The organism is Microbacterium sp. ARD31 (assembly GCF_031844425.1).
The window spans coordinates 1,010,028-1,028,050 of the sequence record NZ_JAUZVE010000001.1; the positions used below are offsets into that span (position 1 = coordinate 1,010,028).

19 protein-coding genes are annotated in these 18,023 nt (G+C 71.6%); 6 read left to right on the forward strand and 13 right to left on the reverse strand.

Going from position 1 to position 18,023, the window contains the following annotated elements:
* Positions 1-5: 5 nt before the first annotated feature.
* Positions 6-266 carry a DUF3263 domain-containing protein gene (locus Q9S36_RS05115; protein WP_064001524.1) on the reverse strand — a complete coding sequence of 87 codons (261 nt, stop codon included), beginning with the start codon at positions 264-266 and terminating at the stop codon, positions 6-8.
* An 87-nt stretch (positions 267-353) separates the two neighbouring features.
* Here Q9S36_RS05115 and msrB point away from each other — a divergent pair, with 87 nt between their 5' ends.
* From msrB to Q9S36_RS05130, 3 genes are all read left to right on the forward strand, one after another.
* Positions 354-758, forward strand: coding sequence for a peptide-methionine (R)-S-oxide reductase MsrB (gene msrB, locus Q9S36_RS05120; RefSeq protein ID WP_064001523.1), 405 nt, complete (start codon positions 354-356; stop codon positions 756-758).
* Positions 759-879: 121 nt separating this feature from the next.
* Positions 880-2,121, forward strand: coding sequence for a serine/threonine-protein kinase (locus Q9S36_RS05125; RefSeq protein WP_311284198.1), 1,242 nt, complete (start codon positions 880-882; stop codon positions 2,119-2,121).
* Positions 2,122-2,216: 95 nt separating this feature from the next.
* Positions 2,217-2,495, forward strand: a complete 279-nt coding sequence (locus Q9S36_RS05130) for a hypothetical protein (protein WP_311284199.1) — start codon at positions 2,217-2,219, stop codon at positions 2,493-2,495.
* A 5-nt stretch (positions 2,496-2,500) separates the two neighbouring features.
* Here the strand turns inward: Q9S36_RS05130 and Q9S36_RS05135 are convergent, their stop codons facing one another.
* The 3 genes from Q9S36_RS05135 to Q9S36_RS05145 all read right to left on the reverse strand — a co-directional run bounded on the left by Q9S36_RS05135 (position 2,501) and on the right by Q9S36_RS05145 (position 6,738).
* Complete coding sequence (locus tag Q9S36_RS05135) at positions 2,501-3,448, reverse strand: DMT family transporter (protein WP_311284200.1); 948 nt, start codon at positions 3,446-3,448, stop codon at positions 2,501-2,503.
* Between the two features lie 10 nt (positions 3,449-3,458).
* Positions 3,459-4,487 carry an ATP-dependent 6-phosphofructokinase gene (locus tag Q9S36_RS05140; protein WP_064001520.1) on the reverse strand — a complete coding sequence of 343 codons (1,029 nt, stop codon included), beginning with the start codon at positions 4,485-4,487 and terminating at the stop codon, positions 3,459-3,461.
* A 94-nt stretch (positions 4,488-4,581) separates the two neighbouring features.
* Complete coding sequence (locus Q9S36_RS05145; protein ID WP_311284201.1) at positions 4,582-6,738, reverse strand: DEAD/DEAH box helicase; 2,157 nt, start codon at positions 6,736-6,738, stop codon at positions 4,582-4,584.
* Between the two features lie 238 nt (positions 6,739-6,976).
* On the opposite strand from Q9S36_RS05145, the gene deoC reads away from it, so the two are divergent.
* Positions 6,977-7,687, forward strand: coding sequence for a deoxyribose-phosphate aldolase (deoC, locus tag Q9S36_RS05150; protein WP_311284202.1), 711 nt, complete (start codon positions 6,977-6,979; stop codon positions 7,685-7,687).
* Between the two features lie 30 nt (positions 7,688-7,717).
* On the opposite strand, the gene Q9S36_RS05155 is transcribed toward deoC, so the two are convergent.
* Genes Q9S36_RS05155 through truB form a run of 4 tightly spaced genes read right to left on the reverse strand, consistent with a single transcriptional unit; the run spans position 7,718 to position 10,441 of the window.
* Positions 7,718-8,683: a bifunctional riboflavin kinase/FAD synthetase gene (locus tag Q9S36_RS05155; protein WP_311284203.1), complete on the reverse strand. Its 966-nt coding sequence runs from the start codon at positions 8,681-8,683 to the stop codon at positions 7,718-7,720.
* Positions 8,680-9,138 carry a hypothetical protein gene (locus tag Q9S36_RS05160; RefSeq protein WP_064001516.1) on the reverse strand — a complete coding sequence of 153 codons (459 nt, stop codon included), beginning with the start codon at positions 9,136-9,138 and terminating at the stop codon, positions 8,680-8,682. Before Q9S36_RS05160 ends, Q9S36_RS05155 begins: the two co-directional genes overlap by 4 nt.
* A gap of 44 nt (positions 9,139-9,182) precedes the next feature.
* Complete coding sequence (locus tag Q9S36_RS05165) at positions 9,183-9,551, reverse strand: hypothetical protein (RefSeq protein WP_311284204.1); 369 nt, start codon at positions 9,549-9,551, stop codon at positions 9,183-9,185.
* Positions 9,548-10,441 carry a tRNA pseudouridine(55) synthase TruB gene (truB, locus tag Q9S36_RS05170; protein WP_311284205.1) on the reverse strand — a complete coding sequence of 298 codons (894 nt, stop codon included), beginning with the start codon at positions 10,439-10,441 and terminating at the stop codon, positions 9,548-9,550. Before truB ends, Q9S36_RS05165 begins: the two co-directional genes overlap by 4 nt.
* Before the next feature lie 23 nt (positions 10,442-10,464).
* Here truB and Q9S36_RS05175 point away from each other — a divergent pair, with 23 nt between their 5' ends.
* Positions 10,465-11,331, forward strand: coding sequence for an A/G-specific adenine glycosylase (locus Q9S36_RS05175; RefSeq protein WP_311284206.1), 867 nt, complete (start codon positions 10,465-10,467; stop codon positions 11,329-11,331).
* 9 nt (positions 11,332-11,340) lie between these two features.
* Here Q9S36_RS05175 and rbfA read toward each other — a convergent pair whose 3' ends face one another.
* The 4 genes from rbfA to nusA all read right to left on the reverse strand — a co-directional run bounded on the left by rbfA (position 11,341) and on the right by nusA (position 15,986).
* A complete protein-coding gene (gene rbfA, locus Q9S36_RS05180; RefSeq protein ID WP_253036074.1) occupies positions 11,341-11,775 on the reverse strand; it encodes a 30S ribosome-binding factor RbfA in 435 nt (144 codons plus the stop codon).
* Positions 11,776-11,913: 138 nt separating this feature from the next.
* Positions 11,914-14,628 (reverse strand): translation initiation factor IF-2, encoded by a 2,715-nt coding sequence (infB, locus tag Q9S36_RS05185; protein ID WP_197471562.1) that lies wholly within the window; start codon positions 14,626-14,628, stop codon positions 11,914-11,916.
* A 92-nt stretch (positions 14,629-14,720) separates the two neighbouring features.
* Positions 14,721-14,987: a YlxR family protein gene (locus Q9S36_RS05190; protein WP_311284207.1), complete on the reverse strand. Its 267-nt coding sequence runs from the start codon at positions 14,985-14,987 to the stop codon at positions 14,721-14,723.
* A gap of 9 nt (positions 14,988-14,996) precedes the next feature.
* Positions 14,997-15,986, reverse strand: coding sequence for a transcription termination factor NusA (gene nusA, locus Q9S36_RS05195; RefSeq protein ID WP_064001510.1), 990 nt, complete (start codon positions 15,984-15,986; stop codon positions 14,997-14,999).
* Between the two features lie 120 nt (positions 15,987-16,106).
* On the opposite strand from nusA, the gene Q9S36_RS05200 reads away from it, so the two are divergent.
* Positions 16,107-16,907 (forward strand): DUF1206 domain-containing protein, encoded by an 801-nt coding sequence (locus tag Q9S36_RS05200; protein ID WP_311284208.1) that lies wholly within the window; start codon positions 16,107-16,109, stop codon positions 16,905-16,907.
* Here Q9S36_RS05200 and Q9S36_RS05205 read toward each other — a convergent pair whose 3' ends face one another.
* Positions 16,908-17,987 (reverse strand): TIGR00730 family Rossman fold protein, encoded by a 1,080-nt coding sequence (locus Q9S36_RS05205; RefSeq protein ID WP_311284209.1) that lies wholly within the window; start codon positions 17,985-17,987, stop codon positions 16,908-16,910.
* Positions 17,988-18,023: the final 36 nt, after the last annotated feature.

Genomic DNA, 18,023 nt, shown 5'->3' on the forward strand with positions numbered 1-18,023 from the left:
GAATGCTACCGGGCGGATGCCGGGAGCACCCTGGAGCGGGTGCGCCGCTCCCGCTCCTGCGCAGTCTGCAGCCGCCGCAGACGGTGCACGAGGACCGGATCGTAGGCGACGGCATCCGCTGATTCGAGGATCCGCCCCAGCAGCTGGTAGTAGCGCGCAGGGGTCAGCGAGAGCTCGGCGCGCAGCGCCTCCTCCTTCGCCCCGGAGTGCCCGTGCCAGCGCGCCTCGAAATCGAGGACGGCGCGGTCGCGATCGGAGAGGGGCACTCCCCCACGGTACGACCGAGATCCTCCGACATCCCGGAACATCGGGGCGGTTCGTCCGGTTGAATATGTCGAGGGAAGGAAGAACACATGAGCTATCGCGTGGAGAAGACCGACGAGCAGTGGCGGGAGGAGCTGACTCCCGAGCAGTACGCCGTCCTGCGGCAGGCCGGGACGGAGCGCGCGTGGACGGGCGAACTCCTCGATGAGGACCGCGCCGGCCTGTACACCTGTGCCGCGTGCGGCGCAGAGCTGTTCCAGAGCGGCACCAAGTTCGACTCGCACTGCGGCTGGCCGAGCTTCTACGAGTCGGTCCGCCCGGAGGCCGTCGAGCTCATCGAGGACCGCAGCCACGGCATGGTGCGCACCGAAGTGCGCTGCGCGAACTGCGGCTCGCACCTGGGGCACGTGTTCCCCGACGGTTTCGGCACCCCCACGGGCGACCGTTACTGCATGAACTCGCTGTCGCTGTCGTTCACCCCGAAGAACGACTGACCTCCGGGGCACCGCCCCGCTTGCAGGCCGCGCCGACACCGTCAACCCCGGTGTCGGCGCGGCGCCGTGCGTCTACCGTGGCTTCGGACGCGGTGAGGGACGCCGCGGTCGGAGGATGCACATGCCCGAGACCACCGACCACGCAGACGACCTGCTGGGCGGCCGTTACCGTCTCGGTGAGACGCTCGGCCGCGGCGGCATGGCTGACGTCCACCGCGGCGAGGACGTCGTCCTCGGCCGAGAGGTCGCGATCAAGGTCGTGCGCTCGGGGGCCGACGGAGTCGCCGCCGACAGCCGTGCGCGCGGCGAGGTCAGCGTGCTGGCGGCGCTCAACCACCCGTCGCTGGTGACGCTCTACGACGCGCAACTCGACGCGGACCCGCCGTACCTCGTGATGGAGCTCGTCGAGGGACCCACCCTCACGACGCGCATCGCCCGGTCTCCATTGACCCCGTCCGCGGCGGCGACGATGGCCGCCGAGCTCGGCGAAGCCCTCCACGTCGCACACGGCGCCGGCGTGGTGCACCGCGACGTCAAGCCATCCAACGTCCTGCTCGCACCGTCTCCCCTCCCCGATCACGAGTTCCGCGCCAAGCTCGCCGATTTCGGCATCGCATATCTCGTCGACACCGCACGGGTGACGAACCCCGGCGAGGTGATCGGCACCGCCGCCTACCTTGCTCCCGAGCAGGTACAGGGCGTCGATCCGGCACCGCCCGCCGACGTCTACGCCCTCGGCCTGGTCCTGATCGAATCCCTGACAGGGAAACGGGCCTTCCCCGACGCGGCCGGCGTCGCCACCGCCCTCGCCCGACTCGAGGCCCCACCGGAGATCCCTGCGGAGCTCGACCCGGAATGGCGGGACCTGCTGCGCGACATGACGCGCATCGACCCGGCCGAGCGGCCCACGGCCCTCGACGTCGCGATGCGCGCACGCGCGCTCGCCGCGACCACGTCCGACGCCCGCACCGAATCGCTTCCCGCGGCCGGCGCGGTGGCCGCCGGCAGCGCCGGCGCAGCGATGGCGGCGGGCTCTGTCGACCATGCTCCGGATGCGGCGACCGAGGCTCTCCTGCCCGCCGGGGCCGCCGCGACCGACGCCGCTCCCCCTCCATCCACGCCCGCGACGGCCCCCACCAGGTGCTGGCGGCCGCCTCCAGCGCTTCGCCTGCAGCCGAGGCGACCCGCACCATCGACGCGGCGCCCGCCCCGGCAGCCCCTGCCGAGGGCCAGCCGGCCGAACGCCGGCCCCGCCGACGGTCACGGCGCCGAGCGACGGTCTGGATCACCGCGGCCGCCGCGGCGGCGCTCGTCGCCGGGACCGGCGGCATTCTGGCCCTCACCGCCGGCGGCGACGAGGTAGCTCCCCCCGACCCCGCTCCCGTCACCGACCCCACCCCGGACGTCAGTCCGACCGCCCCGCTCACCGAGGACGAGGCCCCCGACGAGGTCGACACCGTGAGCGACACGGACACAACGGACGAGCAGGGAACGACGCCGACGCCCGAGGTGACCACCGAGGCGCCCGACGAGGAGGCGACACCGGACGAGGGCGCCACGGAGCCGGCGGAGGAGACGGCCCCGGCCGAGGGCGCCACCGACGACGAGGGCACCGTCGAGGGCGGCGGCACGGCCCCCGTCGAGCCGAGCCCCGCACCCACTGATGACGCCGTCACCGAGCCCGACCCGGCCGACAGCCCCGCTCCCGCCGAACCGTCGCCCGCCCCGACCGGCTGACCGCGTCAGCGCCGGACGGGCCAGAACGCGGCGACGAACACCGACGCCAGTCCGATGACGACCGTGACGGCTTCGATGACGACCCCCGGTCCGGCCGGCGCAGGCCAGAGCACATCGAGAGCCAGTGACGCGAGGAGCTGCCCCGACACCGCGGCCAACCCGAACAGGAGCACCCCCGTGCGGGCCACCAGCGCGGCCGTCAGCGTGATGTACGCCACGCCGAGCGCGCCGCCGAGGTAGAGCCACGGCTCCGACGGCAGCGCCGCCGGCGGTCCGTCGACGATCGTCACGACGACCGCCAGCACCGCCAGGATCGCCGTCCCCAGCGTGAAGTTCACGAACGTCGCCGTCACCGGGGTCCCGACGCGCACCCGCAGCCGGCCGTTGGTCGCCTGCTGCCAGGCGAGTCCCGCTCCGACGACCACGGGGAGCACGACCATCCAGACGGGCACGCCCGCCAGCCCGTCCCCCGAGACCAGCACCACGCCCACGGCGGCCAGGGCAAGCGCGCCGCCGACCAGTCGCGGCACCGTGACGGCGACGGCCCCGCCGGGCCCGTACCCCACCCGGTCGAGGATCAGCCCGCCCAGCGTCTGCCCTGCGACGATGCCGACCGTGAACAGCGACACCCCCACGATCCCGACGGCGACGGCCTGCGTACCGACCGTCAACGCTCCCGCGGCGCCGCCCACCAGCATCCACCACGGAATGCTGCGCTCGCGGATGCCGCGGCTCAGCAGGACCGCACCGCGACGCCCACCCGGGGTCAGCACCGAGACGAGCGCGATCAGCAGCAGACCGCTGCCGAACGAGATGACGGCGGCCACCATGGCGTGCTCGAGACGCACGCCGAGCTGACCGTTGATGCGCGCCTGGACGGCGGTGAGGACGCCGACCGACACCGCACCCACCAGGGCGGGCGCCAGCGAGGTCCGCGCGGACGGGCCCGTCACGCGAGCCGACTCAACCGAACAGCGCGGCGGCTTCTTCGTAGCGGTGCGCCGGCACGGTGTGGAGCGATCCGAGCGCCTCCGCGAAGGGCACCCGCACGATCTCGGTGCCCTGCATGGCGACCATCTGGCCCCACGCGCCGTCGACGACGGCGTCCGCGGCGTGCAGGCCCAGACGTGTCGCGAGGACACGGTCGAAGCCCGACGGCGAACCGCCGCGCTGGATGTGGCCGAGGACGGTCGCGCGGGTCTCGATGCCCGTGATCCGCTCGATCTCGGGGGCGAGGATCTCGCTGATGCCGCCGAGGCGGGGGCGGTTGAAGGCGTCGAGCCCCTTGTCGCTGTACGCCTCGTCCATGCCGGTGAGGGTGAAGCCCTCCGAGACGACCACGAGCGGCGCACGACCGCGGTCGTGGGCCTTCTGGACCTGCTCGGCGATCTCGTCGATCGACATCGGGTGCTCCGGGATGCAGATGACGTGCGCGCCGGCCGCGATCCCGGAATGCAGGGCGATCCAGCCCACGTGACGACCCATCACCTCGGCGACCATGCAGCGCTGGTGCGAGTCACCGGTCGTCCGCAGGCGGTCCATCGCCTCGGTCGCGATGTTCACCGCCGTGTCGAAGCCGAACGAGTAGTCGGTGGCGTGGAGGTCGTTGTCGATGGTCTTCGGCACACCCAGGACGTTGATGCCGTCCTTGTGCAGCCGGTCGGCCGCCGCCAGGGTGCCCTCGCCGCCGATCGCGACGATGCCGTCGAGACGGTGGCCGTACATCGTCTTCGAGATGTTCTCGGCGCCGCCGCGCGGGCCCTCGTAGGGGTTCGTCCGGCTCGTGCCGAGGATCGTGCCGCCGACCTTCGACAGACCCTTCACCTCGTGGCGCGTGAGCGGGAAGAAGTCACCGTCGACCACGCCGCGCCACCCGTCGCGGATGCCCACGAACTCGATGTCGTACGTCGTCGTGCCCTTCAGCACGATGCCCCGGATGACGGCGTTCAGTCCTGGACAGTCGCCGCCGCTCGTGAGGATACCGATCTTCATGAGGGGTCCTTAGGTGATCTCGGGTTGGTGCTGGGGGCGACGCTGCCTCGATGACACTATCGCCGCGACGGCGTCGTCTGCCAGCCGAGCGGGCTCAGGCGGCGCCGAGCGCCTGCCGCAGCAGGTGCATGAGCGCCGACAGCTGGACGGAGTCGCTCGAGGTCGGGTCGACCGCGTCGCCGTCGAGGGCGCGCTGCGCGAGACCCTGCTTGCTGTCGATGAGCTCGGCGATCTTCGTGTCGATCGTGTGCGCCGCGATGATGCGCCACGCCGTGACCGGTTCGCCCTGACCGATGCGGTGCACGCGGTCGATCGCCTGCGTCTGCTCGGCGGCCGTCCAGCTGAGCTCGGCGAGCACGACGTTCGAGGCGGCCTGCAGGTTGAGGCCGACACCCGCCGCCGTGAGCGAGCACACCGCGATGGCGACGTCGGGGTCGCCGTTGAACGCGTCGATCGCCTGCTGGCGGACGGGCGTCGTCTGGTCGCCGCGGATCGAGACGGTGCGGAGCCCCGCCGACGCGAAGTGCGCCTCGGCGGCATCCATCACGTCGATGTGCTTGGCGAAGAAGACCACCTTGCCGACCGAGCGCTGCAGCTGCGCGGCGTAGTCGGCGGCGAGCTGCGCCTTCGCCTGACCGATGCGGCGGACCATCGTGAAGACGTTCTCGGAGCCGCTGCCGGCAGCCTTGGCCTCTTCGAGCTCGCCGTGCGCGACGAGACGCACGATGTCCTCGTCGGCCTCGCCGCGGACGACGCGGTCGCCGCGGGCTTCGATGATCCGGCGGTACTTCGCCGCCAGACGCTCCCCGAGCTCCCGCTCGGCGGCGCGGATGGACCGGCCGTACTCGTCGTCGAGCTCGACGGGGAGGTCGGCGACGAGCTTGTCGGGGAGATCGGCGGCGACGTCCTTCTTCTTGCGCCGCACGATGCCCATCGAGATGACGGCGGAGCGGGCCTCGGGGTAGAACGCCTTGTCCGCGGGGGTGAGGCCGGTCTCGTCGAGGCGCGCCATCAGCTCGGGACCGGGCTTCTCGCCGTTGGTCCAGCCGAGGAAGCGCCAGATCGCGTCGAAGTCTTCGACGTCGTTTATGAGCGGGGTACCCGTCAGGGCGAGCAGCAGCGGATCGCGCACCTGCTCGCGGATACGCGAGGCGAGCGCGAGCACGTTGCGCGAGCGCTGCGAGGTCAGGTTCTTGATGAAGTGGGCCTCGTCGACGACCATGCCCTTCAGCCCGATCGAGCTGAGCCAGGACAGGTGGCGATCGAGGATCTCGTAGTTGACGATGAAGACGTCCGCGAAGGCATCCATCGTCTCGCCGTCACCCTGGATGACGGTCGCGCGACGTTGCGGGGTCCACCGCTCCACCTCGCGCGCCCAGTTCATCTTCACGACGTTGGGGACGACGACCAGCAGCGGGTAGGCGTCGGCGACGGATGCCGCGAGCACCGACTGCGCCGTCTTGCCGAGACCCGGCTCGTCGGCCAGCAGGAAGCTGCGGTGCCCCGTGCGGACGGCCTCGAGGAACCGCGACTGGTGCGGCATGACGTCGAGCCCCTTGGGCGAGATGCGGTCGAACTCGGGGACGGGCGGCAAGTCCATGGACGCGGCCCCTCCCCCGGCACCGGTCTCGAAAGCCTTGTACAGCGGGCCCATGAGCTCCCACCCGTCGAGCCGGCGGCGTGGCGTCGACACGGGCGCGCGAAGGGCGACGTCGGGGGCGAGGAAGGGGTTGGCCTCCTTGCGGGCCTCGACCTGCGGCGGCACCACCTGACGGTCCGCGATCGCCTCGGGGACGACGGGAGCCTGCACGGGCTTCGCGTCGGTGATGATGAGCTCGTCCTCGGGCAGCTCCGCCCCGGACTCGAGGAGCCAGTCACGACGCATGCGGCGCGCGACCGGCGAGGCCGCCTGATCGACCTCGAGCAGCTGGATGAGCGAAGTGTCGCGAGCGGCGGTCTTCGCGAGGATCGTCGCCACGCCGTCGAGGCGCTTGAGCAGCTCGGCGCGCGCACCGTCGGCGATGTCGGACGCCGCCTTCACGCGGGCGCGCTCCTCGCGCACGAGGAAGGCGATCACCTGGAACTTGACGCGGTTGGTCGGCCCGAGCTTGCCCCGCTGGGCCTTGGCCTCGACCTCGCGCACCTTCCGGGCGAGGATCGGGATGAGGGGTGCCTCGTCGTCTCGGCGCGACGATGATCCCCGACGACGCCGAGCGGCGGTCTTGGGGGCGGTGGCTGCCGTGGTCGGCATGCTCCTCCTGAGCGTGACACCGGCAGATGCCGGCGAGCGTCGTACGAGACGACGGTCTGCGAGGCCGCGAGGTCGGTCGCGACACGAATGTGGTCCCCGGGTCGTCACGGCTGCGGGTACTCGCTTCTGCGAGCGGCGGCGACGGGACGGGCCCTTCCCCCTCATTCTAGCGCGTCGCGGTCCCGGGCTCCCACCGCGACTCGGCGGTGCCGCGCGCGGTGCCGCGTACGCTGGTGTCATGCCCACCGAACGCGAACTCGCCGCCACCATCGACCACGCGATCCTCAAGCCGGAGCTCACCCGCGCCGACGTGGACGCCGAGCTCGACATCGCCGCGGAATGGGGTGTGTTCAGCGTCTGCGTGCGCCCGAGCGACATCCCCCACGCCGTGGCGCGCCTCGACGGCACCGGCGTCGCGGTCGGCACGGTCATCGGGTTCCCGCACGGCACCACCTCGACCGCCGCGAAGGTGGCCGAGACGCGACAGGCGATCGCCGACGGCGCGAGCGAGGTCGACATGGTCGTCAACATCGGCGCGCTGCGCTCGGGCTTCGACGACGTCGTGGTCGAGGACATCCGCGCGGTCGTCGCGGCGGCGGAGGGCCGCGTCACGAAGGTCATCCTCGAGACGGCCCTGCTCGACGACGAGCAGATCGAGCGCGGCAGCCGCCTCAGCGAGGCCGGCGGCGCCCACTTCGTGAAGACCTCGACCGGATTCGCCGGCGGCGGGGCCACGATCCCCCACGTCCAGCTCATGCGTCGCACCGTGGGTGCAGGCGTCGAGGTGAAGGCCTCCGGCGGGGTGCGCAGCTACGGCGACGCGATCGCGATGCTCGAGGCCGGCGCGACCCGCCTCGGCACGAGCGGCAGCGCCGTCATCCTCGGCGAAGCGCGTCGCATCGACGCCGGCGACGAGGCGACCGGAGCGGTCGACTCCGGCTCCTACTGACCGGCACGGCTCGCCCGGCGCCGCTCGGACTCAGGCGCCGGGCTGCAGCGCCGCCCGCACCTCGGCGACGTCGGCATCCATCCGCTCGATGAGGGCCTCGATGCCCTCGAAGCGGACCATGCCGCGGATGCGGGCGGTGAACTGCACCTGCACCGTGTGGCCGTAGAGGTCGAGGCCGGTCTCGTCGAGGACGTACGCCTCGACCTGACGCTGGGGCACGTCGTCGAACGTCGGGTTCGTGCCGACCGAGACGGCGGCCGGGTATCGCGTCGCGGCGCGGACGCGCCCGGCATCCGTCCCCTCGTCGATCAGCCAGCCGGCGTACACGCCGTCGGCGGGGATGAACCCCTCGGCATCCGTCGACAGGTTGGCGGTCGGGTAGCCGAGCTCGCGGCCGCGCTTGAGCCCGTGGACCACCTCGGCGCGGACAGCGTGCGGGCGCCCCAGCAGACGCGCTGCGTCCTCCACCTGGCCGGCGGCGAGCATCTCGCGCACCCAGGTCGACGAGACCCGGCGTCCGCCACCCTGGACGTCACCCACGACGTCCACCGTGAACCCGTGGGTCTCGCCGAACGTCGTGAGGAAGGCGGGATCACCCGCTCCGCCGCGTCCGAAGCGGAAGTCGACCCCCACCATGACGCACACCGCGTGCAGGGCGTCGACGAGGATGCGCTGCGCGAACTCCTCGGGCGCGAGCGCGGCGAGCTCCTCGTCGAAGCGCAGCACGAGCACCGCGTCGACACCGGCCTCGGCGAGCAGGGCGATCTTCTGATCCACGCTCACGAGGGGTTCGGGGCAGCGGTCCGGTCGCAGCAGGGCGAGCGGGTTTCGGTCGAATGTGACGGCGACCACGCGTGCGCCGTCGTCCATCGCGGCCACGCGCGCGCGGTCGATGACGGCGCGGTGCCCCGAGTGCACGCCGTCGAACTTGCCGATCGCGACGACACTCGGGCCGAAGCCCGCGGGCACCTCGGCGGGATCGCGGAAGACGATCACGCGGCGCCCTCCGCGGCGGACCGGGCGTGCCGGTGGGTGATGAGCCACCAGAGCCCCAGGAAGGGCAGCACGAGCGGGACGAGGACGTATCCGATGCCGTACCCCGACCACACCGTGGGGTGGTCGAAGAGCTCGGGATGCGTCAGCGAGAGCGTCCCGACGACGAGCACACCCACGAGTTCGAAGACGATCGCCGCCCACGCGACGCGGTACCACCGCTCGGACGCGCTGAACACGAGCGCGAGGGTGGCGAGGATGTAGACGAGCGCGGCGAGGGCCGACAGCGAGTACGCGAGCGGTGCGTCGTCGAACTCGCGGACGATCTGCACGAACGAACGACCCGTCGCGCCGAGGGCCATGATCGCGTAGACGACCACGAGCACACGGCCGACACCGGTCATCCGACGCGGGGAGGCGGCCGACGGAGCGGTCGAGGTCGGCGCGGTCTCAGGCATGGCCCCTCAATCCTACGACCGCCGCGGACGCGGCCCGGCCGGGGTCAGGCGACCTGCACCGTCCAGATGACGTTCATGCGCCAGATCATGATGGCGATCGCGAACGCGGCGACCCCCATGACGACCGTGCTCCAGCGACCGCGTTCGATGAGCGCCCAGGCGACCGCGGCCGGCGGGATGAGAACCGCCGAGACCAGGTAGACCCAGAACTCCAGCAGGTCCCCCGTCGGCGGATTGCCGGCGAGCGGGGCGATGATCGCGATCACGACCTGCACGATGAGCAGCAGCAGGACGAGCGCCTGCGTACCCACGGAGAGATCGCTCGGGCGACGACCGGCGAGACCCAGCACGGTGCACAGCAGGCCCGCCCCGCACGCGACGGCGATCTGAACGACGGTGAACCACGCGATCACGGCTGCTCCTCGGGCATGTTCATGAGGCTCTTGACGTCGTCGCCGCGACGGCCGACGATCCCGACGAGCGCACCGTCCGGGGCGATCGCGGCGGGTGTGTCGGTCGGCAGTCGGTCCGCCGCCCCGACCAGACGCTTGCCGTGACGGAGATCGCGCGCCTCGTCGGCGGTGACCGCGAAGGTGCCGAGAAGGGATGCCGCGACACCCGCGGCATCCTGCAGCGGGATGTCTTCGGTCAGCTCGGTGACGGCGTCGGCGACGTCGAACGGACCGATCCGCGTGCGCCGGAGCGCTGTGAGGTGCCCGCCCACGCCGAGGTCCGCGCCGAGGTCGCGGGCGAGGGCCCGGATGTACGTGCCGCTCGAGCAGTCGACGACCACGTCGACGTCGACGACGTCGACGCCCCGACGGATGCCGCGCACCTCGAACCGGCTGATCACGACATCCCTCGCCTTCAGCTCGACCTGCTCGCCCGCGCGCGCGAGGTCGTACGCGCGGCGCCCGCCGACCTTGATCGCCGAGACGGTGCTCGGTACCTGCGAGATGGGTCCGGTCAATGAGCGGATGCCGCGGTGGATCGCCTCGTCGGCGACACCACCGGCATCCGCTCTGGCGGTCTCGACACCGTCGGCGTCGTCGGAGTCCGTCGTGACACCCAGGCGGATGGTGGCCTCGTAGGTCTTGTCGAGTCCGACGACGTAGGTGAGCAGCCGCGTGGCGTGACCGACGCCCAGGACGAGCAGCCCGGTCGCCATCGGGTCGAGGGTGCCGGCGTGGCCGATCTTGCGGGTGTTCAGCGCGCGGCGCGCCCGCGCCACGATGTCGTGGCTCGTCACGCCGCCCGGCTTGTCGACGAGGAGGATCCCGCCGCTCCCCTGGCTCTGCTGCATGGCTTCCAGCCTAGGCTGGAGCGGTGCCCGACCTCGCCTCGCCGCTCATCGCGTGGTACCGCGAGAACGCCCGCGACCTGCCCTGGCGGCGCGACGGCTTCGGCGCGTGGGGCACGCTCGTCAGCGAGTTCATGCTGCAGCAGACGCCCGTGTCGCGGGTCGTCCCGCGGCTCGAGGAGTGGCTCGCGCGCTGGCCCACCCCCGCCGACCTCGCGGCCGCTCCCCCGGCCGACGCGGTGCGGCTGTGGGCGAACCTCGGCTACCCCCGTCGGGCGCTGTGGCTGCACCGCGCGGCGACGCAGATCCGGGACCGGCACGACGGGGTCGTCCCCCGCGACGTGGACGCCCTGCTCGCCCTCACCGGGATTGGCGACTACACGGCCCGCGCGGTGGCAGTGTTCGCGTACGGGGACCGGCATCCGGTCGTCGACACCAACACCCGACGCGTCCTGGCGCGCGCCGTCGACGGCCGTTCGCAGCCCGGACCGCCCGCGAAGGCGGACCTCGCGGCGATGGCGGCGATCCTGCCCGCGGACGACGAGGACGCCGCGGTCGTGAACGCCGCCGCGATGGAGCTGGGCGCGATCGTCTGCACGGCGCGTGCGCCGCGGTGCGAGGCGTGCCCGCTCGCGGCCGTCTGCGCCTGGCGGGCGGCGGGATACCCCGACACCGGCGACGACAGGCGCAAGCAGGCGCGCTACGAGGGCAGCGACCGTCAGGTCCGCGGAGCGATCCTGAAGGCGCTGCGGGACGCCGGAGGCCACCCCGTCCCTGCGGACGAGGTGGCCTCGGAGTGGCCCGATGCCGCTCAGCGCGACCGGGCCGTCGACTCGCTGATCGCCGACGGGCTGGTGGAGGTCACGGACGGTGCCCTGCACCTGCCCCGCTGACCGGACCGCTCAGTCCTCGTCGTCGCTCTCGCGCGGCTTGACGTACGGGTCCGCCTCGCCTGCGTAGGTGCCGCCGGCGGCGGTGGCCGCCACGGCCGCGTCGCGCTCACGCGCCTCGCGCAGCAGGTCCTCGATGTGACCCGCGTTCTCGGGCAGCCCGTCGAGGATGAACTCCAGCGACGGCGTGAGGCGCGTGCCGAGCTGACGCCCGACCTCGCTGCGCAGCATCCCCGTCGCGGCCTTCAGCGCCGCAGCCGTGCCCTCGCGGGCCTCGTCGTCGCCGTAGACCGTGTAGAAGACCGACGCGTGCTGCAGGTCGCCCGTGACACGCACGTCGGTGATCGTGACGAATCCGAGCCGCGGGTCGCGCAGCCCCTTCTCGAGGCGCTCCGCGATGAGCACGCGGATGCGGTCCGCCAACCGTGCCTGCCGTTCCCCGGCCATAGTCCTTCTCCTCTTGTTCTCCCCCGGCCGCGATCGGCTGACGGATGAATTGCGGAGGCGATGGGTGCCGCCGGGATAGTCGGGGTCTTGGGGGTCCCGTTATCCCGGCGGCATCCATCGCCGTAGCAACACCGTGGATCAGCCGCGCGGCTTCTCCACCATTTCGGTCGTCTCGATCTCGTCGCCGACCTGGATGTCGTTGTACTTGCCGAGGCCGATACCGGCTTCGAAGTCCGTACGCACCTCGGTGACGTCGTCCTTGAAGCGGCGCAGCGACTCGATGGCCAGGCCGTCGGCGATCACGACGCCGTCGCGGATGACCCGCGCCTTGGCGTTGCGCGTGATCGTGCCCGAGCGGACGATGACACCGGCGATGTTGCCGAACTTCGAGGAGCGGAACACCTCGCGGATCTCGGCGACACCCGACTGCACCTCTTCGAACTCCGGCTTGAGCATGCCCTTGAGGGACTGCTCGACGTCGTCGATCGCGTTGTAGATGACCGAGTAGAACCGGACGTCCACACCTTCACGGGCGGCGCGCTCGCGGGCCTTCGTGTCGGGACGGACGTTGAAGCCGATGACGATCGCGTTGTCGATCGTCGCCAGGTTGATGTCCGACTCGGTGATCGCACCGACACCGCGGTGGATGATGCGCAGCTGGACGCTGTCGTCGACCTCGATCTTGAGCAGCGACTCCTCGAGCGCCTCGACGGCACCGGAGACGTCACCCTTGATGATGAGGTTGAGCGACTCGACCTTGCCCTCTTCGAGAGCGCGGGTGAAGTCCTCGAGCGAGATGCGCTTGCGGGCCTTGGCCAGCTGGGCGTTGCGCTCGACCGCTTCACGCTTCTCGGCGATCTGGCGGGCCATGCGGTCCTCTTCGGTCACGATGAAGACGTCACCGGCGCGGGGCACGGAGTTCAGACCCTGCACCTGGACCGGACGCGACGGGTAGGCCTCGTCGACCGCATCGCCGTTCTCGTCGATCATGGCGCGGACACGGCCGTACGCGGTGCCCGCGACGATCGCGTCGCCGACACGGAGCGTTCCGGACTGGATCAGCACCGTGGCGACCGAACCGCGACCCTTGTCGAGCTTCGCTTCGATCGCGACACCGCGCGCCGCCTTGTTCGGGTTGGCCGTGAGGTCCAGGCCCGCGTCGGCGGTGAGGAGGACGGCATCCAGCAGTGCCTGGATGTTCGTGCCCTGACGAGCCGACACGTCGACGAACATGACGTCGCCGCCGTACTCCTCGGCCACGAGGCCGTACTCGGTGAGCTGCTGACGGACCTTCGCCGGGTTGGCGTCGGGCTTGTCGACCTTGTTGACCGCGACCACGATCGGCACGTTCGCCGCCTGGGCGTGGTTCAGCGCCTCGACCGTCTGCGGCATGATGCCGTCGTCGGCCGCGACCACGAGGATCGCGAGGTCGGTCACCTGCGCACCGCGGGCACGCATGGCGGTGAACGCCTCGTGACCCGGGGTGTCGATGAAGGTGATCGCGCGCTCAATGCCCTCGTGCTCGGTCCAGACCTGGTACGCACCGATGTGCTGCGTGATGCCGCCGGCCTCGCCTGCGACCACGTTGGTCTGGCGGATGGCGTCGAGCAGTCGGGTCTTACCGTGGTCGACGTGGCCCATGACGGTGACCACGGGAGGACGGATCTCGAGGTCGTCCTCGTTCTCCGCCTCCAGCTCGGCCTCGAGGTCGAGACCGAAGCCCTCGAGGAGCTCTTTGTCCTCGTCCTCGGGCGAGACCATCTGGATCTTGTAGCCGAGCTCCTCACCGAGGATCTCGAACGTCGCCTCGTCCAGCGACTCGGTGGCCGTGGCCATCTCGCCGAGGTTGAAGAGGATCGTCACCAGGGTGCCGGGCTGGACGGTGTATCCGCGCAGCGCCTCGAGCTTGTCGGCGAAGTCCGCGATGGACGCGCCGCGGCGGAGCCGGATGACCTCGCCGTTGCCCTTCTGGACGTTGACGCCGCCGACGACGGGCGCCGACCGCATCTCGAATTCCTGCCGCTTCGCCCGACGCGACTTGCGCTGCTTCGACTTGCCGCCGCCCTTACCGAAGGCACCGGCGGTACCGCCGCCGGGTCCACGACCACGACCGCCGCCGCCACCGGGACGACCGGCGAAACCACCGGCCGGGGCGCCCGGACGCGGAGCGCCGAAGCCGCCGCCGCCGGGGCGACCGGGACCACCCGGACGCTGCTGGAACGGTGCACCCGGACGACCGCCGCCACCGGGACGACCGGCGCCGCCGGGACGCGGGGCACCCGGACGCGGGGAACCGGGACGCGGCGCCTGCGGGCGCGGGATGTTGCCGGGCGTCGGACGCTGGCCCATGCCCTGCGCCGAGGCGAAGGGGTTGTTGCCGGGGCGGGGGCCGGCGGGACGCTGTCCCATGCCCTGCGAGCTGGCGAAGGGGTTGTTGCCGGGGCGCGGAGCGCCGCCGGGACGCGGGGCCTGCGACGCGGGCTTCGCGGGAGCGGGGGCGCCCGGCTTGGGCGCACCGCCCTCGGGGGCCGACGGTGCGGGCTTCTCTGCGGCCGGCTGAGCGGGGGCCGCAGGCGCGGCGGGCTCGGGGGCCGGGGCGGGCTTGGGTGCCGACGGGCGGGGACCGGGGGTCGCACCGGATGTCGGGGCCTTCGCCGCGGGCTTCGCGGGCGCGGCGGCGGGTGCCTTCACGCCTTCCGCCTCGAGGGCGGCGCGGAGCTTGCGAGCCACGGGGGGCTCGATGGTGGATGAGGGGCTCTTGACGAATTCGCCGAGCTCCTTCAGCTTCGCGAGGGCGACCTTACTGTCGACGCCGAGCTCGGAAGCGATCTCGTGCACGCGTGGTTTTGCCACAATTCTCCTGTCTGGGGCCCGCCCCGGACAGGGCGGACCGTCATTCGCGGACGGGTCTCATTTCGAGCCGTTCACTTTGTGTCCATAGCCGTTCAGCCGTTTCGCTGGAGGGATTCTCTGGTGGTCCGCGCATCCAGTACCGCTGTGTCCAGCGGAGTGGATGCCCGTAGTGCGCGTCCGAATGCGCGCCGCTTGAGAGCGGTCGTCACGCAGGTGTCCGTGTCATGCACCCACGCGCCCCGACCCGGCAGGACGGCCTTCTCGTCGATGACGAGGGCACCGTCCCGGGCCACGATGCGGAGCAACGAGGACCGGGGGGCACGCGCGCGACATCCCACGCACGTTCGAACAGGTTCCATCCTACCGCGTCAGGACTCGTCGAGAATGCTGTCGGGCTGGATGTCGATCTTCGCGCCGGTCAATTTCGCGGCGAGCCGGGCGTTCTGGCCTTCCTTCCCGATCGCCAGCGACAGCTGGTAGTCGGGGACGAGGGCACGCACGGCCTTCGTGGCCTGGTCGAGCACGAAGCTCGAGGTGACCTTCGCCGGCGAGAGGGCGTTCGCGACGAACTTGGGCAGGGTCTCGTCGTAGTCGACGATGTCGATCTTCTCGCCGCCGAGCTCCTCGGTGACCGCGCGCACGCGGCGGCCGAGTTCGCCGATGCAGGCGCCCTTCGCGTTGACGGCGGGGTCGTTCGCCTTGACGGCGATCTTGGTGCGGTGGCCGGCCTCGCGGGCGAGCGAGACGATCTCGACGACACCCGACGCGATCTCGGGCACCTCGAGGGCGAAGAGCTTGCGGACGAGACCGGGGTGCGTCCGCGAGACGGTGATCTGCGGCCCCTTGAGGCCCTTCGAGACCGAGGTCACGTAGACGCGCAGGCGGGAGCCGTGGGCGTAGTCCTCGCCGGGGACCTGCTCCTCGGGAGGGAGGATCGCCTCGATCGTGCCGAGGTCGACGTGCACCATGCGCGGATTCGGGCCCTGCTGGACCACACCCGCGACGATGTCGCCCTCCTTGCCCTTGAACTCGCCGAGCACCGCGTCGTCGGCGATGTCGCGCAGACGCTGGCTGATGACCTGCTTCGCGGCGAAGGCGGCGATCCGGCCGAAGTCGTCCGGCGTGGACTCCTCCTCGCCGATGACGGCACCCTCCTCGTCGCGCAGCGGGATGTACACGGCGACGTGACCGGTCTTGCGGTCGAGCCGGGCGCGCGCGCCCTCGGGGAGTTCACCGTCGGGGGACGTGTGCTTCGCGTAAGCGGTCAGGATGGCCTGCTCGATGATCCGGACCAGTTCGTCGAACGGGATCTCCCGCTCGCGCTCGACAGTCCTCAGCAGCCCCAGGTCGATGTCCACAGGTGCCTCCCTTTTCAGTTGCTCAACACGGCGCCGCGATCACGCCCGGCTTCCCGGTGCGTCGCGGCATCCCGTCAACGTTACCCGATCGGATCGCGGGCGACCTGAGAAGATCGACGGATGACCGATGCCGTGGAGGATGTCGCACAGACCGTACGCCGCTCCCCCGTCGCGCGCATCCTGGCCCGCGGCGGGTACGCCGCCAACGGCGTCGTGCACCTCGTCTTCGGCGTCGTCGTCATCGTCATCTCGTTCGGCGGCCGAGGTGAATCGGACCAGGCCGGGGTCTTCAAGGCCCTGTTGGACGCGCCGCTCGGGCTCGTGCTCGTCTGGATCCTCGGCCTCCTCCTGACCGCGCTCGGACTGTTCCAGGCCCTGCGCGCCTGCCTCGTGAAGGGGAAGGATGCCGCGGCGTGGGGCAGGCGCGGCTCGGCGGCCGGGCAGTCTGTCGTCTACCTCGCCCTCGGCGCCATCGCCGTCACCATCGCGCTGGGGGCGCGCCCCGACGGCGACCGCACGGCACAGCAGATCACGCGCGGTCTCCTGGAAACCCCCGGCGGGGTCTTCGTCGTCGCTGCGGCCGGCGTGGGCCTCGTGATCGGAGCGCTCGTCTTCGCGTCGATCGGTGTCCGCCGATCCTTCGACAAGCAGGTCCGCATCCCGGACGGCGCGCTGGGCGTCGCCGTGACCGTGTCGGGGATCCTCGGCTACATCGGCAAGGGGGTGTCGGTGCTCATCGTCGGCATCCTCCTCATCGTCGCGGCCGTGAAGCAGGACTCCGCGGCCGCCGGCGGCTTCGACGCCGCCATCGAGGCCCTCCTCTCGCAGATGATCGGTCCCGTCCTCGTCTTCCTCGTGGGGCTCGGCCTCGTCGTCTACGCGGTCTTCAGCTTCCTCCGCACCCGCTACGCGAAGCTCTGATCAGCCGACGGCGTGGGGTTCGGTCGGCGGCGTGGCCGGGGGCGCCGAGGGGAGCGCGTTGATCGCGCGGATGAGGTGGTGCAGCTCGCCGATACGGTGCCGGTCGAAGTCCAGGAGCAGGCGCGGCATCTCCAGCCGATCGTCGTCCTGACGCTCGCGGCGCAGGGGTGCGGTGCGCTGGATGCGGCCCCCGGTGAGCAGGTGCGTGAAACGGTCGCTGAGGTCTGCGACCTCGGCATCCGTCGGCTCCGCGCACAACCGCAGCACGAGGCGGGAACCGATCCACCGCAGCGAGTCGTAGTTGCGCCAGAACCCGGTGATCTCGGCCTCCGCCGCCGCGACCGAATCGGTCACGAGGACACGGTCGAGGTCGTCGGGCGAGATCACCCCCGACGGGATGAGATGGTCGGACGCGAACCGCTCGAGACCCTGCCAGAACGTCCCCCCAGGGGCGTCGAGCAGCACGATCGGCGTCGGCTCGGCCTTGCCGGTCTGCTGCAGGGTGAGCAGTTCGAACAGCTCGTCGAGGGTGCCGAAACCTCCCGGAACGCAGACGAACCCGCGCGACTCCTTGACGAGCATGAGCTTGCGCGTGAAGAAGTACTTCATCGCCACGACGCGGTCCGCCTCGGCGATCACGGCGTTCGGCTTCTCCTCGAACGGCAGCCGGATCGACACGCCGAGCGAGTGCTCGGGACCCGCGCCCTCCGCCGCGGCCTGCATGATGCCGGGACCGGCGCCGGTCACGATCATCCAGCCGCGCTGCGCGAGCGCGCCGGCGATCTCGGCGGCCGCGCGATACAGCGGGTCCTTCGCCCGGGTGCGCGCCGAGCCGAAGATCGTCACCTTCGGCGTCCCGCGGTAGGGCGCGAACAGCCCGAACGCGGAGCGCATCTCCGACAGCGCCGCCGACGCGATCTTCAGGTCGAGCCGGTCGGTGTCGTCGACCCCCATCCCGAGTCCCGTCACGAGGATGCGGGCCACGAGATCGGCGTCGTCGGTCACCCCGGCGTCGGTCAGGAGGGCACGGACGGCGTCGGTGACGTCACCGTCGAGGGAAGAGGTGGGACTCGGCGACATCTCCCCAGGCTGTCACGATCCGGCATCCGTCGGGTG

Bases quoted from the DNA above. Each gene is read 5' to 3' on its own strand.
- msrB (WP_064001523.1), top strand. From the start codon at position 354: ATGAGCTATCGCGTGGAGAAGACCGACGAGCAGTGGCGGGAGGAGCTG.
- Q9S36_RS05125 (WP_311284198.1), top strand. From the start codon at position 880: ATGCCCGAGACCACCGACCACGCAGACGACCTGCTGGGCGGCCGTTAC.
- Q9S36_RS05140 (WP_064001520.1), bottom strand. From the start codon at position 4,487: ATGAAGATCGGTATCCTCACGAGCGGCGGCGACTGTCCAGGACTGAAC.
- Q9S36_RS05145 (WP_311284201.1), bottom strand. From the start codon at position 6,738: ATGCCGACCACGGCAGCCACCGCCCCCAAGACCGCCGCTCGGCGTCGT.
- deoC (WP_311284202.1), top strand. From the start codon at position 6,977: ATGCCCACCGAACGCGAACTCGCCGCCACCATCGACCACGCGATCCTC.
- Q9S36_RS05160 (WP_064001516.1), bottom strand. From the start codon at position 9,138: ATGCCTGAGACCGCGCCGACCTCGACCGCTCCGTCGGCCGCCTCCCCG.
- truB (WP_311284205.1), bottom strand. From the start codon at position 10,441: ATGCAGCAGAGCCAGGGGAGCGGCGGGATCCTCCTCGTCGACAAGCCG.
- rbfA (WP_253036074.1), bottom strand. From the start codon at position 11,775: ATGGCCGGGGAACGGCAGGCACGGTTGGCGGACCGCATCCGCGTGCTC.
- Q9S36_RS05190 (WP_311284207.1), bottom strand. From the start codon at position 14,987: ATGGAACCTGTTCGAACGTGCGTGGGATGTCGCGCGCGTGCCCCCCGG.
- Q9S36_RS05200 (WP_311284208.1), top strand. From the start codon at position 16,107: ATGACCGATGCCGTGGAGGATGTCGCACAGACCGTACGCCGCTCCCCC.
- Q9S36_RS05205 (WP_311284209.1), bottom strand. From the start codon at position 17,987: ATGTCGCCGAGTCCCACCTCTTCCCTCGACGGTGACGTCACCGACGCC.